Genomic DNA, 14,198 nt, shown 5'->3' with positions numbered 1-14,198 from the left:
CGCCGGCGCGTACGACGAGATGTTCGACCCCGTCGACGGTGTCCGGACGGCGTACAAGCGGCTGCACGACTCGCTCAAGCCGCTGCAACCAGGCGACCTGACCGCCCGGTCCGAGGCGCTGGACCGGGCGCTGGTCGACCAAGGCATCACCTTCAGCCTGTCCGGCCAGGAGCGGCCGTTCCCGCTGGACCTGGTGCCACGGGTGATCACGGCCTCGGAGTGGTCCCGGCTGGAGCGCGGCATCGTGCAGCGAGTCCGCGCACTGGAGGCGTTCCTCGCCGACATCTACGGACCGCAGCAGATCGTCGCGGACGGCGTGCTGCCGCGGCGCCTGATCACCTCGTGCGAGCACTTCCATCGGCAGGCGGCCGGGATCGTCCCGCCGAACGGCGTCCGGATCCACGTGGCCGGCATCGACGTGGTCCGCGACGAGCAGGGCGACTTCCGGGTGCTGGAGGACAACCTGCGCAGCCCGTCCGGGGTGTCGTACGTGATGGAGAACCGCCGGACGATGACCAGGGTGTTCCCGGACCTGTTCGCCAAGCACCGGGTCCGTGCGGTCGGCGACTACGCGGTCCATCTGCTCAGAGCCCTCCGAGCGGCGGCTCCACCGAGTGCGACCGACCCGAACGTCGTCGTACTGACGCCGGGCGTCTACAACTCGGCGTACTTCGAGCACTCGCTGCTGGCGCGGCAGATGGGTGTCGAGCTGGTCGAGGGGCGCGACCTGTTGGCCCGCAACAACGTCATCTACCTGCGGACCACCGAGGGCGAGCAGCGGGTCGACGTGATCTACCGGCGGATCGACGACGACTTCCTGGACCCGGTGCAGTTCGTGCCGGACTCCGTGCTCGGTGTCGCGGGCCTGGTGAACGCGGCACGAGCCGGCAACGTGGTGATCGCCAACGCGATCGGCAACGGGGTCGGCGACGACAAGCTGATCTACACGTACCTTCCGGAGATCCTGAAGTACTACCTGGGCGAGACTCCGCTGCTGCCGAACGTGGACACGTACCGCTGCTGGCTGCCGAACGAGCAGACCGAGGTGCTGGACCGGCTGGACCAGCTCGTCACCAAGCCGGTCGAGGGCTCCGGTGGGTACGGCATCGTCTTCGGACCGGATGCCTCGCCGAAGGAGCTCCAGGCCCAGCGGCGCCGGATCAAGGCCAATCCACGCGGCTGGATCGCGCAGCCCGTCGTACAGCTGTCCACTGTGCCTACCAAGGTGGGTGAGCGGCTGCAGCCGAGACATGTGGACCTGCGGCCGTTCGCGGTGAACGACGGCGACGACGTGTTCGTGCTGCCGGGCGGACTGACCCGGGTGGCCATTCCCGAGGGCAGTCTGATCGTCAACTCGTCGCAGGGCGGCGGGTCGAAGGACACCTGGGTGCTGGCGCCCAGAGCCTCCGGTGAGGACGCCGAACTGCGTGGCCGCGGGCTGGGCGCGACCGGCGTCAAGTCGGACGAGGCGTCCACCCCGGAGCAGGGGCCGGAGCTGAACATCGCCCAACAGCAGCAGCAACAGTGATGGGGAGGTGCTGACGATGCTCGCACGCAACGCCGAGTCGCTGTACTGGATCGGCCGGTACGTCGAACGCGCGGACGACACAGCGCGGATCCTCGACGTGTCGGTCCATCAGCTGCTCGAGGACGCGACAGTCGATGCCGACACCGAGAGCCGCACCCTGCTGTCGGTCCTGGGCATCAGCCCGCCGCGCGGCACCCGGTTGGACGTGTGGGGGCTGACCGAACTGGTCGCGATGTCGCCGGAGACCGGGTCGATCGTGTCCTCGATCGGGAGTGCCCGGGAGAACACCCGGGTGGCACGCGAGGTGGTGTCCAGCGAGCTGTGGCAGTGCATCAACGCCATGTGGAACGCCGTACCGGAGCGGCAGCGGGCTGCCCGTCGGGTGGGACCGCACGAGTTCTTCACGTTCGTGGAGGACCGGGCGGCGATGTTCGCCGGGCTGGCGGACTCCACCATGAGCCGGGACGACGGCTGGCGGTTCCTGGTGCTCGGCCGGTCGGTGGAGCGCGTGGACATGATCGTGCGGCTGCTGATGTCCCGGGTGGGCGACAAGCCGACGTCGCCGGGATGGGTGACCGTACTGCGCTCTGCGGGCGCGCATGACACCTATCTGAGGACGTATCGCGGGGCGCTGGACGCCTCGCGCGTGGTGCAGTTCCTGCTGATGGACAGGCTGTTCCCGCGCTCTGCCTTTCATGCACTGACGCAGGCCGAGTCCTGTCTGGTGGAGCTCGACCACGGGCCATCTGCCCGGATCGGTGCGGGTGCGGAGGCATCGCGGCTGCTGGGGAAGGCACGGAGCGACCTGGAGTTCCTGCGACCGGCCGAGCTGCTGGACGACCTCACTGGCCGGCTGCAAGCGCTGCAGACCACGGTGCGCGAGGTGGGAGAGGCCGTGTCGAGGCAGTACTTCCATGCAGTGCCGTGGATCGAGTGGAACAACGCGGAGGTGAACCTGTGAAGTGGCGTCTCCGGGTGGTCCATACAACTGGCTACCGCTATGCGACTGCAGTGACGCAGTCCTACAACGAGGCTCGGCTCACCCCGCGCAGTGACGACCGGCAGAACCTCATGGTCGCCCGGCTCGAGACGGTGCCGACGGCAAGGGCCTACAAGTACACGGACTACTGGGGCACGGAGGTCAACTCCTTCGACCTGCACATGCCCCACACCGAGCTGAAGGTCGTCGCCGCCTCCGTGGTGGAGACGACCGAGCAGCCGGCGCCGACCGTCGACGCCACCTGGACGCAGATCCGGGCGGAGGAGAACCTCGACCGGTACGCCGAGTACCTCGAGTGGACGACGTACGTGCCGAAGCATCGGGAGCTCGCCGCGGTTGCTCGGTCGCTACGCAAGGGGGCTACGCCGCAGGAGACTGTGCTGGCGGTGTCCAAGTGGGTGCACGACACGCTGAAGTACCAGCGCGGCACCACTGGCGTGCACTCCTCTGCTGTCGACGCCTGGCAGGCCGGTGAGGGCGTGTGCCAGGACTACGCGCACCTGACGCTCGCCATGCTGCGGGCAGTCGGCGTACCCGCGCGCTATGTCTCCGGTTACCTGCACACCAAGCCCGATGCGGCAGTGGGCGAGACAGTCGTGGGGGAGAGCCATGCCTGGATCGAGGCGTGGACCGGGGAGTGGTGGGGCTTCGACCCGACCAACGACCTCCCGATCGGACACCGGCACGTCTGGGTGGCCACTGGTCGCGACTACGCCGACGTGTCGCCGCTGAAGGGAATCTACTCCGGCGGCGCGGCGACTGCGATCGAGGTGACCGTCAACATGACCCGGTTAGCCTGAGCCCATGCGGGCGATGACAGTCACGACGGGGAAAGCTGACTCAGCCGCGGTAGGAGAGGTGGAGGAGCCGCCGGAATCGGACGGCTCGATCCTGGTCGAGGGACTGCTCACCGGGATCTGTGGCACTGATGTGGAGCTGGTCTCCGGAGGGTTCGGCCGGGGACGACCGGGCTCCGACCACCTGGTGATCGGCCACGAGTCGCTCGGGCGGGTCCTGGAGGCCCCGGAAGGCTCCGGCTTCAGCACCGGTGACCTGGTCGCCGGCGTGGTCCGCCGGCCCGACCCAGAGCCCTGCCCGGCCTGCGCCCGCGGTGAGTGGGACTTCTGCCGCAACGGGCTCTACACCGAGCGCGGCATCAAAGAGATGGACGGGTACGGCGCCGAGCGGTGGCGCATCGACCCGTACTTCGCAGCACCGGTCCCGCAGCAGCTAGGTCACCTTGGCGTACTCGTGGAGCCGACCAGCATCCTCGCCAAGGCCTGGGAGCAGGTCGACCGCGTCGGCTCGCGGTCCTGGTACGGACCCGAGCACGTCCTCGTCACCGGAGCAGGTCCGATCGGACTGCTCGCCGCCCTGATCGCGACCCAGCGCGGGTACGGCGTGCACGTGCTGGACCGGGTCGTGGGCGGGCCGAAGACAGAGCTGGTCCGTGCACTCGGCGGCACCTACATCACCGACCTGGCGGAGCTGACCGTCACGCCGGACGTGGTGATCGAGGCGACCGGCGCCGGGCAGGTGGTGTTCGACTGCGCCAGTCTGCTCGCCCCGGCCGGTGTGATGTGCCTGGCCGGGATCTCGCCCGGTCCGGCGACCATCGACGTACCGCTGGATGCCCTCAACCGCCAGTTGGTCGTCCGCAACGCCGCTCTGGTCGGGTCGGTGAACGCGGCCAAGCGGCACTACGCGGACGCGGTCGGCATTCTCCAGGCCGCGGACAAAGCCTGGCTGGAGCGGCTGATCACGCGGACCGTGCCGCTGTCGGAGTGGCCGGGCGCATTGGTCCGGGCACCGGAAGACATCAAGGTGGTCGTCGACTTACAGCGATGACCTGCGAGGATGGACTCAGCAGGGCCCGCCCGGGCATCCCGGGGCAGGTCCAGGAGACGAAGGGAGTGTCGACAGGTGCCGGACACGCAGGCTCGGACGGCCGAGCAGATCGAGGCGGACATCGCCGCCACCCGCGCGCGCCTGGCCTCGACCGTGGACGAGCTGGTCGACCGGGCGCACCCGAAGAACGTGGCCAAGCGGCAGGTCGAGCAGGCGAAGGCCCAGGTCTTCGACGAGCGCGGTCAGTTGCGGACCCAGAAGATCGTCGCGGTCGGCGGTGCCGCGGTCGGCGTCGTCGCCGTACTGCTGCTGATCCGCCGGCTGGTGGGTCGCCGGTGACTCCTCGCAAGCGGCTCTCGGACGACAAACTGCCGATCCGGATGCTGCACGACCGGGTGCTGGTCTCCCTCGAGCAGGAGGGCGAGCGGAAATCCTCGGCGGGCATCCTGATCCCGGCCACGGCCCAGATGGGCCGTCGGCTGGCGTGGGCGAAGGTGGTCGCGATCGGAGCCAACGTGCGGACCGTCGAGGTGGACGACCGCGTGCTGTTCGACCCGGAGGACCGGGCCGAGGTCGAGGTCCGCGGCGACGACTACATCCTGCTCCGCGAGCGCGACCTGCACGCAGTCGCGGCCGGCCGCCTCGAGGACGGCCAGACCGGTCTCTACCTCTGATCGAGGCCGTACAGGCGGACGGCGTTCTCCCGGCCCCACAGCGTGGCCACACGTACGGCGTCGTCCGCAGACCAATCGCCTTGGGCAACGAAGCCATCCAGCACCGAGCTGACTGCCCGTCGCCACAGCGCGGCGCCTAGGAAGTGCAGCTCGGCGGGACCCCACGCGTCCGACGAGTAGAGCAGCTTCGCGAACGGCGCCAGCTCCAGCCCCTCGGCCAGTACGGCGGCCGCCCGCGCTCCGACGTACATGGTGGTGAGCCCGAGGTCCAGGTGGACGTGTGGGAACACATGCGCGAGGTACGCGGCGTTGCGGTGGAACGGATAGCAGTGCAGCAGCACCACCTGCGTGCCGAGCGGCTCGACCAGCCGCAGCCACTCCGTCAGCAGCGCCGGATCAGCCCTGTGCAGCTGCAGCTCCGTGTCACCGAAGCCGACGTGTAGCTGCAGCGGCAGCCCGCGGCGAGCGCCAGTCCACAGCAACCAGCGCAGCAGCACGGGGTCAGCGACTCGCCCAGCACCCGACGAGTACCACCGATCCAGAGCAGTCAGTACGTCGGCACTACTCGGCTCAGCCGGGTCGAAGTCGAACCCGTAGCGGTACGCCACGATGCTCTTCAGCCCGATCGCCCCACCAGTCCGCTCCTCCAACCGCCGTACCAGCGCATCAGGTACGGCGGCCACGTCGGACTCCTGTGTGGAGACGTACTCGAGCTCCGCCTCCAGCCGCACCACCTCGTGCGCACGGGAGCCACTCAGCTTGGCCAGCTCATCGACTCCGGTCACCGCATCACCCAGATACCCGGTATCGACCAGGTAGTCGCTCACGCCGGCGGCCCGGAGGAACAGGCTGTTCACGTCGGCGTGGGCACGGGCGGCCAGATAGTCGTCCGCTGATGCGTGTGCAGGCAGACCGAGCAGCGGAGCGCAGTACCGGCGGATCGCGAGGCCTAGCTGCGAGTCGAACGTCGACATCCACGGCGGGACGGGCCGGTCCGACTCGGTGATCAGCTGTTCGAAGCCGGTCCGGTCGAGCGGTCCCTTGACGGCGCCGTGCACGTGGTGATCCACCAGCGCCAGGCCGTCCACGTGGTCAGACAGCATGGCTGCTCAGGCGGAAGCGCGACGGGACCGACGCCTCGCCGGTGACCAGGCCACGGACGAACTCACCGATCAGCGGCACGAACTTGAACCCCTGCCCGCAGAACCCGGCCGCGACGGTGATCGGCCCGACCCGGTCGATGACGAAGCTGTCCGTCGGCGTGTTGTCGTACAGGCAGCTGATCGCGGTCGACCTGGTCGGGTCCACGCCGGGGAACCACTCCTCGACGTACCGCACCAGCTGTTTGTCCCGTTCGGGCTCGACCGCGAAGTCGCGGGTGTCGGGGTCGACCTCCGGCCCGGTGGCGTGCAACCCGACCTTCACCCCGGACCCGGGTTCGAACAGCCCGTAGCGACCGTGGTGGACGAACGACGGCCAGTCGAAGTCCGCCACCGGCTCGAAGAACCGCGGCTGCTCCTGCGTCACCCGGAACGGCGGCAACTGCACCAGCCCGGTCAGCAGCTTCGGCGCCCACGCCCCGGCCGTCACCACGACCTGCCGCGCCTGCACGGCCCCACCGGGTACGTCGAGCTCGACGACGTCGCCCTGGACCCGCAAGGCCCGCACCAGCGACAGCTCCCGGAACTCAGCATCCGCCACTCGCTGCAGTGCACTGACCGTCCGGTCCGCGTACAATCGCCCGGACCCAGGCTGATAGAGCACCGGGGTCTCGAACCGCATACCGGGCCACCGCTCGGCCGCCTCGGTTGCCGTGAGCACCTGTCCGGTCGGGTGCAGGGCCCGGAAGGTCTCGATGGCCGTCTCGTCGACCCCGTGGTCGACTCCGCCGGTCACCTCGAAGAGCGTCTCGCCGGACTCGTCCTCCAGCGCCCGCCACAGCCCACGAGCCTGCTCGGTCAGCCGGGCCACCTCAGCGTTGTCCGCGGCCGGCCGGAACAGCCGTGTCCCACCGTGCGACCCGCCACGCACGTGCCCGAGCTCGTACTGCTCGAGTACGACGACCGCACGCCCCGCCGCCGCCAACGCCCGCGCGGCCGCTGACCCCATCGCGCCGGCGCCGACCACCGCCACGTCGTACGTCACCGTGTCCGCCCCTCGTCGTCGTACCGGGCCCGCATCAAGCCCTCGACTGCCTGGTGGTCAGTGCGTGGCGAGTGGTGCAGGGCGGCCATCGTCGCGACCCGATCGGCCTCGGTGCGGTTCTGACCCAGCTTCACCTTCGCGGTCACCTGCTCGACCCGCAGCGTGAACGCCTGCAGCTCCGGCAGCAGCTCGTTCGTCCGGTCCCGCGCCCATTCGTCGCCCCGCCAGCGCGCGTCCGGGTCGCCGGGGTTGAGCGCCTCCTCATGGTCCTTGACGAGCCGGGTCAGGTGCGCCCGGACGGCGTCCGGGTCGTCCAGCGGCACCGCCTGCCCGCGCAGCTCGATGGCGACGAAGTTGTACGTCGGCAGCCCGCGGCTCGCGTACCACGCCGGGCTCACGTACACCGACGGCCCGAGCACGCTGACCAGGATGCGAGCGTGCTGCCGGACTGACTCAGCAAACGGGTCGAGGGCGGCCACGTGGGCGACGATCTCCAGGCCGTCGTCCCGCCGTACCTGGACCGGCACGTGCGCGATCCGCAGGTCGGGCTGGTCCGTCACCAGCGTGGCGAACGGCTGCGCCTCGATCAGCCGGATCACCTCGTCCAGGTCGGGCTCCGCGTAGTCGGGGGCGACGTACATCCAGGCTCCGTTCCGTTGTCGACCGGTCTCCCTGCAGAGTAAGGCCATGACTTCTGCCGACCTCCTGCTCCGCAACGCCCGCCTGGTCCGCGACGGCGCGCCGGCCGAACCGGTCGCCGGTACGACGTCCGCGCGCGAGCTGGCCGGACCAGCCGCTCAAGTCGTTGCTGGACGACGTCTCGGGCGACGTGCCGGTCGCGCCTTTGCGTTCGGTGGGTTGCTCGCGGCGGGTGCGGAGCTCCGGTTGGGGTCGGATGCACCGGTGGCGCCGCTCGATCCATGGCTGTCGGCGGCGGCCGCCGTACACCGCTCGGACGACGATCGGGAGTCGTGGCACCCGGAGCAGGAGATCCCGGTCGGCGCTGCGCTGGACGCCTCGACCCGCGGTGGCCGGACCCCGCGTGCTGGTGGTCCGGCCGACCTCGTCGTCCTCGACGCCGACCCGATGCTCGCCGCCGTCGACGACCTGCGAACCTTCCCGGTCCACTCGACCCTGCTCGCGGGCCGGTGGACCTGGCAGGCTTAGAAGCTGTTCGGCCCGAAGCGGAAGATCGCGACGACCAGCGCGAGGATCAGCAGTACGGCGTTGATGACGATCGGCTGCGTCTCCTTGCGGCGGGCGTGGGTGATCGCCGCGCCGAGCATCAGGACGGCGAGGCCGGTCGCCGCGAGCGGGACCAGGACCGGGGCGATGTCGAGGACGGCAGGCAGGATCAGGCCGAGCGCGCCGAGCAGCTCGGCGGTGCCGATCAGCTTGATCGTGCCGGCCGAGAAGTCCTCGACCCACTGCATGTTCGGGTTCGCCAGCAGCTTGCGGCGCTCCTGCGTCAGCTTCATCACGCCCGCGCCCAGGAACACGGCGGCCAGCAGTCCCGCGACGATCCACAGAAAGAGGTTCATGTCCCACTCTCAGTCATTGGTTGACGTTTCAACTCAACGCTAGACCCGGATGACTTGAAGCGTCAACTAATGCCGTAAAATGCGGTCATGGACGACGGGGTGCGGTGGCTGGACCAAGACGAGCTCGCGAGCTGGATGGCGTTCGCGGCCCTGATGTTCAAGCTGCCCGGCGCCCTCGACCTCCAACTCCAGCGCGACTCCGGGCTGAGTCACTTCGAGTACCTGGTGCTCGCCGGGTTGTCGGAGTCGCCCGGCCGGTCGCGGCGGATGAGCGACCTGGCCGGCTTCGCGAACGGTTCGCTCTCGCGCCTGTCCCATGTCGTCAAGCGCCTCGAGCAGCGCGGCTTCGTCGAGCGTCGCCCCGCCGAGGACGACGGCCGGATCACCGTCGCCACGATCACCGACGCCGGGTACGACGTACTCGTCGCGGCCGCGCCTGGTCACGTGACGACCGTGCGCGAACTCGTCATCGACGCCTTGACACCGGAGCAACTCGCCCAGCTGAAGACCATCGCCGACCAGATCCTCGCCAAGGTCGACCCGGGGAAGTCCTGCTGAATCACTTGCCGTCGAGCGAACGGTCGTGCTTTTATTTTGAGGTGGGCAAGGGCGAACAGACACGGGCTGCCGTGCTGGACGAGGCGACGCGGGTGGTGAGTGCGACCGGCTTGAGCGGTCTCACCATCGGCCTGCTGGCCGACCGCATGCAGCTGTCGAAGAGCGGTCTGTTCGCACACTTCCGCTCCAAGGAGCAGCTCCAGGTCGCGGTGGTCGAGCGCGCCGCCGAGCTGTTCGCCGAGCGGGTCGTCCGCCCTGCGCTGCAGGCGCCCCGCGGCGAACCGCGCCTGCGTGAGCTCTTCGACCGCAAGCTCCGCTGGGACAACGGCGATCTCGCCCTGCCTGGTGGGTGTTTCTTCGCCAGCGTCTCCGCCGAGCTCGACGACGCGCCGCCGAGCCCGGTCCGCGACCGCGTCGTGAGTGCCGAGCGCGACTACGGCGACCTGCTCGCCACGGTGTTCCGGACCGGCATCAGTGAAGGCCACTTCCGCCCCGACGCCGACCCCGACCAGTACGCCTTCGACATCCGCGGCGTCCTGCTCTCATACCACCACGCCAGCCGGCTGCTGGCCGACCCCAAGGCCGAGGATCGAGCACGTACCGCCTTCGAGGCGCTCGTCCGGGCGGCCCGCCTCTGACCCTTACTGACGATCTGGAGTAGTCGCCATGGCAGCAAAGAAAAGCACGAACGTTCGGTTCTTTAGATTGGGCTTCGGCCTGCTCGAGCGAGTCGCGCCGGCCGCCGGCACCAGCTTGCTGAACAGGCTCTGGTTCCGCGTTCCCGCCGTACCGGAGAAGGCGCGGCGGCCGCGTGGTGAGCTTCCGATCGCGACCCCGTTCGAGGTTGCGGGGATCCGTGGCCAGTCGTACGGCGAGGGGCCGACTGTCTACCTCGTCCACGGATGGGGCGGTTGGGGGCTGCAGCTGGCTGCGCACATCAAGCCCCTCGTCGACTCGGGCTTCCGGGTGGTCACGTACGACGCCTGGAGCCATGGCGACTCGGCTCCGGGTGGCGAGGGCAAGGGTTTCTCCACGCTCCTCGAGCTCGCCGACGCGCTGAAGACGGTGGTCGCTGCACAAGGTCCGGCGTACGGCGTGGTCGCTCATTCGCTGGGGGCGCCCGCGACCGCGTTGGCGATGCGCGACGGCCTCGACATCGACCGCCTGGTCTTCGTCGCCACGGCGACGGACTTCACCGAGTGGCTCGACCAGTTGCAGGCGGCGCTGGGCTTCGGTCCGCGGATCCGAGCCGGGTTCCTGCGGCGGTTCGAGGCGCGGTTCGGCCCGATGGACTCCTTCGCGATGGATGCGGTCATCCCGGCCATCGCCGAGCGCCGCGAGCTGCCGCCGCTCTTGATCGTCCACGACCGGTCGGACCCGGAAACGTCGTACCAGGGCAGTGTCGACGTCACCGCGCACTGGCCCGGCGCCCGGCTGGAGACCAGCGACGGGCTGGGGCATCGCCGGGTCCTGCGCGACCCCGATCTGGTGAAGAAGGCGGTCGAGTTTCTCGCGGAGCGGGCTCCTACCGACCGGCGATCCGGCCGGCAGGAGAGAATGCGGGGGTGATCTTCGAGACCTCCAGCCGGTTGCCGGACTTTCCGTGGGACAAGCTCGCGCCGTACAAGCAGAAGGCGGCCGCCCATCCCGACGGGATCGTCGACCTGTCCATCGGCAGCCCGGTCGACCCGGTGCCGGACCTGATCCAGCAGGCGCTCGCGGACGCGGCCGACGCACCGGCGTATCCAACCACGATCGGTACGTCGACCGTCCGGCAGGCGGCCGTGGACTGGATGGCCCGGCGTCTCGAGGTGCCCGGCGTGGACCCGCAGGCGGGCGTGCTGCCCGTGATCGGCACCAAGGAGCTGATCATGCTGCTGCCGACGCTGCTCGGGATCGGCGCCGGCGATACCGTGCTCATTCCGGACCTCGCCTACCCGACCTATGAGGCCGGTGCCGCGCTGGCTCGGGCCACGAGCGTTCCGGTCGCCGACCCGACGACGTACGACGGGCCGGTGCGGGTCGCGTACCTCAATTCCCCGCGGAACCCGTCGGGTGAGATCACCTCGCCGGAGGACCTGCGCCGCGCGGTCGAGTGGGCGCGGGCGAACGACGTGCTGCTGGTGAGCGACGAGTGCTACGCCGAGTTCGGGTGGGACGCGCGGCCGGTGTCGGTGCTGCACCCGGACGTGTGTGGAGGCAGCTTCGACAACCTGCTCGCGGTGCACTCGCTGTCGAAACGGTCCAACCTCGCCGGGTACCGCGGCGGCTTCGTGGCCGGTGACGAGACGGTCGTCACCGAGCTGCTTGCCGTCCGCAAGCATGCCGGCCTGATGGTGCCGTCGCCGATCCAGGCGGCGATGGCGGCCGGCTTCTTGGACGACACCCACGTCGACGAGCAGCGGGAGCGGTACCTGCGGCGTCGCGCCGTACTGCGGGATGCCCTGACCGACGCGGGCTGGGTCATCACCCTGTCCAACGGCGGTCTGTATCTGTGGGCCGAGCACCCCGAGTACGACTCCTACGGCTCGGTCGGCGCGCTCGCGGACCGCGGCATCCTGGTCGCTCCGGGAGCCTTCTACGGTACGGCGGGGGCGCGGCACGTCCGCGTGGCGCTGACCGGCACCGACGAGCGCATCGACGCCGCAGTGAAAAGACTGCACGAATAACAGAACTTCCGCGTCCTGTGTGACGTCTTCCTCTTTGCCTGCATCTTTAGTGGGTAAGTTGCGGTTTGGGGAGAGGGGCAATCACATGACGTGGCGGGTCTTCGGGGTGGGGATGGCGGCAGTGCTGCTCGCGGTAGGGCTGCAGGCGCCCGGTGCCGCGGCGGCGGACGAGCCGACTCCATCGGTAACGCCTCCATCGGCGACCGTGGAGGAGCCGACGCCGACTCCCACTCCAACGCCGACCCCCACGGCCACGCCGACGCCAACGCCAACGCCGACTCCCACCCCGACGCGGACGGCGGCTGCCGCGGAGTGGGAGATCACGCTGGACCCGCCGGCCGCGTCCTGGGAGGACCGGCCGACGGTCTTCACCGGCAAGATCAGCCAGCCGATCACCGGGTCGTACATCACCCTGTGGCAGCGGGTCCCCGGCGCCTGGGTGCTGCGTGCCTCGACCCGGACCACGACCGGCGGCGTCTACAGGTTCAGCTACGTCTCGGCCACGCCGGGGACCTGGGCGTTCCGGACCATGATCGGCGTCAAGGCCGAGACCGCGCTCGCGATCTCGCCGTACCAGTCCTCGAACATCCAGGACCGCAAGATCGTCCTGAACACCCCGGCGCCGTGGTACGCGACGCTGACCGGCGCCTCGGTCACCGGCCGGATGACGCCGGCTGAGCCGGGCAAGGAGCTTGCGCTGCAGGACTACCTCGGCAGCGGCAAGTGGCGGCTGCTCGCGATCGGCACGATGGACTCCAAGGGCGGCTTCCGCCTGCGGGTGCCGGACAACGTGCCGGCGACCCGGACCGTCCGCGTGGTCACGCGGTGGGTGACGCAGCCGCAGATGGAGTACTCCGGCCTGGCCACGGTCGTCGTGAAGGCCGCCCTGAACCCCAAGGTGTACGCCGTCTCGGCCTCGATGGTGCCGTACACGTACCGCTCGGGCTGTCCGGTCGCGCCCTCGTCGCTGCGGCTGATCCAGCTCAACTACTGGGGTTTCGACGGCACGGTGCACCGCGGTGAGCTGATCGTCCGGGACGCCGCCGTCTCGAAGATGATCACGGTCTGGACCTCGACGTTCGCGGCCAAGTTCCCGATCCGGCAGATGCGCCGGGTGGACCGGTTCGGCGGCAGCGACATCAAGTCGATGGAGGCGGACAACACGTCGGTCTTCAACTGCCGCCGGGTCACCGGCAACCCGTACGCGCTGTCGCCGCACTCGTACGGCTGGGCGATCGACATCAACACCGTCGAGAACCCGTACCTGGCCGCCAACGGCGTCTGGTACCCGTCGAACGGCCTCGCCTACCGCAACCGCTCGATCGTCCGCCCCGGCATGCTCTTCGCCAGCAGTACCGCGACCAAGGCGCTGATCAACCAGGGCTACTTCTGGGGCGCCTACTGGAGCAAGCCCGACTACCAGCACTTCCAGCCGAAGTGAGAGCTGTCAGTGCGGCGGTGATCCTGTCGGCGCTGCTGGTGGGGTGCAGCGCCGAGGAGACTCCGCAGGCTGCTCCCACCGCCACCCCGTCCATCCCCGAGACGGTCGGTGGGACCGTGCCCGTTCCCACCAACACGCTGAGCACGGTCAAGCCGACGGATGCCGCCGTACCGCCTCAGGTGCCGGAGGAGGCGACCGCTCCGCCGCCGGCTACCGCCGGACCGCTCACTGCACGCAATCTGCCGACGCCCGACAAGCTTGGTGCGGGCTGGAAGACGTACGTCGACCCCGGTGGAGCGGAGGTCGGCTTCCTGGGCAACGACACGTGGACTCGCCGCCGTGAGCCGCACCAGGCTGCTTATGAGGCGTTGCCGGTCGGGTGCGCCGGTCAGCTCCCGACCGGCTCGCTGCCCGTGCCGCAGTACGCGCTGCAAGGCGCCTACCGGTCTGGAGACGGCAAGCCGGGCACAGCCCTCCTCCTGCGCTTCGCGGCCGCAGACAAGGCGGCGGCGTACCGCACCGGCTACCAGGCACGCATGGCAGCCTGCGGCGAGGGCGGCGACCTCAGCGTGAAGCAACTGTGGTCGGAGAACAGTGCAGCAGCCGCAGTACGGCGCTACGGGGGCGACGAGGCGGAGCAATACGTCGACGTGTCCGTGGTGCAGGGCTCCACGGTCGCTTTGCTCGCCGCTGCATCCGCAGACCCTGACAAGCAGGCCGACTGGGCGCATGGAGTCGTGCAGGCGCTGCAAGACGTGATCGACGTCCCGTGACAGAAGTTTTATTACCTTTCA

Annotated in this window: 17 protein-coding genes; 13 read left to right on the top strand and 4 right to left on the bottom strand. The window is 69.6% G+C overall.

The window, feature by feature from the left end:
* The first annotated feature begins 19 nt into the window (after window positions 1-19).
* The 6 genes from ACIBL3_RS10980 to ACIBL3_RS10955 all read left to right on the top strand — a co-directional run bounded on the left by ACIBL3_RS10980 (window position 20) and on the right by ACIBL3_RS10955 (window position 5,050).
* Window positions 20-1,528 carry a circularly permuted type 2 ATP-grasp protein gene (locus ACIBL3_RS10980; protein ID WP_396353360.1) on the top strand — a complete coding sequence of 503 codons (1,509 nt, stop codon included), beginning with the start codon at window positions 20-22 and terminating at the stop codon, window positions 1,526-1,528.
* A 16-nt stretch (window positions 1,529-1,544) separates the two neighbouring features.
* Window positions 1,545-2,489, top strand: a complete 945-nt coding sequence (locus ACIBL3_RS10975) for an alpha-E domain-containing protein (RefSeq protein ID WP_396353104.1) — start codon at window positions 1,545-1,547, stop codon at window positions 2,487-2,489.
* Window positions 2,486-3,328, top strand: coding sequence for a transglutaminase domain-containing protein (locus ACIBL3_RS10970; protein WP_396353103.1), 843 nt, complete (start codon window positions 2,486-2,488; stop codon window positions 3,326-3,328). The genes ACIBL3_RS10975 and ACIBL3_RS10970 overlap by 4 nt, the downstream gene beginning before the upstream one ends.
* Window positions 3,329-3,332: 4 nt before the next feature.
* Entirely contained in the window at window positions 3,333-4,376 is a 1,044-nt protein-coding gene (locus ACIBL3_RS10965; RefSeq protein WP_396353102.1) for a glucose 1-dehydrogenase, read from the top strand.
* Window positions 4,377-4,451: 75 nt separating this feature from the next.
* A complete protein-coding gene (locus ACIBL3_RS10960) occupies window positions 4,452-4,715 on the top strand; it encodes a DUF3618 domain-containing protein (RefSeq protein WP_396353101.1) in 264 nt (87 codons plus the stop codon).
* Window positions 4,716-4,756: 41 nt separating this feature from the next.
* On the top strand, window positions 4,757-5,050 hold the full coding sequence (locus ACIBL3_RS10955) for a co-chaperone GroES (protein ID WP_131362142.1): 294 nt from the start codon (window positions 4,757-4,759) through the stop codon (window positions 5,048-5,050).
* Here the strand turns inward: ACIBL3_RS10955 and ACIBL3_RS10950 are convergent.
* The 3 genes from ACIBL3_RS10950 to ACIBL3_RS10940 are packed head-to-tail and all read right to left on the bottom strand — an operon-like array spanning window position 5,041 to window position 7,836.
* The gene (locus ACIBL3_RS10950; RefSeq protein WP_396353100.1) at window positions 5,041-6,153 is read right to left on the bottom strand and encodes an amidohydrolase family protein; all 1,113 of its coding nucleotides are present in this window, start codon (window positions 6,151-6,153) and stop codon (window positions 5,041-5,043) included. The genes ACIBL3_RS10955 and ACIBL3_RS10950 overlap by 10 nt on opposite strands.
* Window positions 6,143-7,195: an FAD-dependent oxidoreductase gene (locus ACIBL3_RS10945; RefSeq protein ID WP_396353099.1), complete on the bottom strand. Its 1,053-nt coding sequence runs from the start codon at window positions 7,193-7,195 to the stop codon at window positions 6,143-6,145. Before ACIBL3_RS10945 ends, ACIBL3_RS10950 begins: the two co-directional genes overlap by 11 nt.
* Complete coding sequence (locus ACIBL3_RS10940; RefSeq protein WP_396353098.1) at window positions 7,192-7,836, bottom strand: FMN-binding negative transcriptional regulator; 645 nt, start codon at window positions 7,834-7,836, stop codon at window positions 7,192-7,194. Before ACIBL3_RS10940 ends, ACIBL3_RS10945 begins: the two co-directional genes overlap by 4 nt.
* 46 nt (window positions 7,837-7,882) lie before the next feature.
* Here ACIBL3_RS10940 and ACIBL3_RS10935 point away from each other — a divergent pair, with 46 nt between their 5' ends.
* Window positions 7,883-8,362: an amidohydrolase family protein gene (locus ACIBL3_RS10935; protein ID WP_396353097.1), complete on the top strand. Its 480-nt coding sequence runs from the start codon at window positions 7,883-7,885 to the stop codon at window positions 8,360-8,362.
* Here ACIBL3_RS10935 and ACIBL3_RS10930 read toward each other — a convergent pair.
* The gene (locus ACIBL3_RS10930; RefSeq protein ID WP_396353096.1) at window positions 8,359-8,736 is read right to left on the bottom strand and encodes a DoxX family protein; all 378 of its coding nucleotides are present in this window, start codon (window positions 8,734-8,736) and stop codon (window positions 8,359-8,361) included. The two genes, ACIBL3_RS10935 and ACIBL3_RS10930, sit on opposite strands and share 4 nt — an antisense overlap.
* 87 nt (window positions 8,737-8,823) lie before the next feature.
* Here ACIBL3_RS10930 and ACIBL3_RS10925 point away from each other — a divergent pair, with 87 nt between their 5' ends.
* The 6 genes from ACIBL3_RS10925 to ACIBL3_RS10900 all read left to right on the top strand — a co-directional run bounded on the left by ACIBL3_RS10925 (window position 8,824) and on the right by ACIBL3_RS10900 (window position 14,177).
* Complete coding sequence (locus tag ACIBL3_RS10925) at window positions 8,824-9,294, top strand: MarR family winged helix-turn-helix transcriptional regulator (protein WP_396353095.1); 471 nt, start codon at window positions 8,824-8,826, stop codon at window positions 9,292-9,294.
* 41 nt (window positions 9,295-9,335) lie between these two features.
* Entirely contained in the window at window positions 9,336-9,932 is a 597-nt protein-coding gene (locus ACIBL3_RS10920) for a TetR/AcrR family transcriptional regulator (RefSeq protein WP_396353094.1), read from the top strand.
* A 28-nt stretch (window positions 9,933-9,960) separates the two neighbouring features.
* Entirely contained in the window at window positions 9,961-10,863 is a 903-nt protein-coding gene (locus ACIBL3_RS10915) for an alpha/beta fold hydrolase (protein ID WP_396353093.1), read from the top strand.
* On the top strand, window positions 10,863-11,963 hold the full coding sequence (gene dapC, locus ACIBL3_RS10910) for a succinyldiaminopimelate transaminase (RefSeq protein ID WP_396353359.1): 1,101 nt from the start codon (window positions 10,863-10,865) through the stop codon (window positions 11,961-11,963). The genes ACIBL3_RS10915 and dapC overlap by 1 nt, the downstream gene beginning before the upstream one ends.
* An 85-nt stretch (window positions 11,964-12,048) precedes the next feature.
* On the top strand, window positions 12,049-13,404 hold the full coding sequence (locus ACIBL3_RS10905) for a M15 family metallopeptidase (RefSeq protein ID WP_396353092.1): 1,356 nt from the start codon (window positions 12,049-12,051) through the stop codon (window positions 13,402-13,404).
* Window positions 13,401-14,177 (top strand): hypothetical protein, encoded by a 777-nt coding sequence (locus ACIBL3_RS10900; RefSeq protein WP_396353091.1) that lies wholly within the window; start codon window positions 13,401-13,403, stop codon window positions 14,175-14,177. Before ACIBL3_RS10905 ends, ACIBL3_RS10900 begins: the two co-directional genes overlap by 4 nt.
* The last annotated feature ends 21 nt before the right edge of the window (window positions 14,178-14,198 follow it).

Origin of the sequence: Kribbella sp. NPDC050124, assembly GCF_044460355.1 — a bacterium.
Lineage (GTDB): Bacteria > Actinomycetota > Actinomycetes > Propionibacteriales > Kribbellaceae > Kribbella.
The sequence above is the reverse complement of the archived record's forward strand: the minus strand, read 5'-3'. Positions and strand labels throughout refer to the sequence as shown.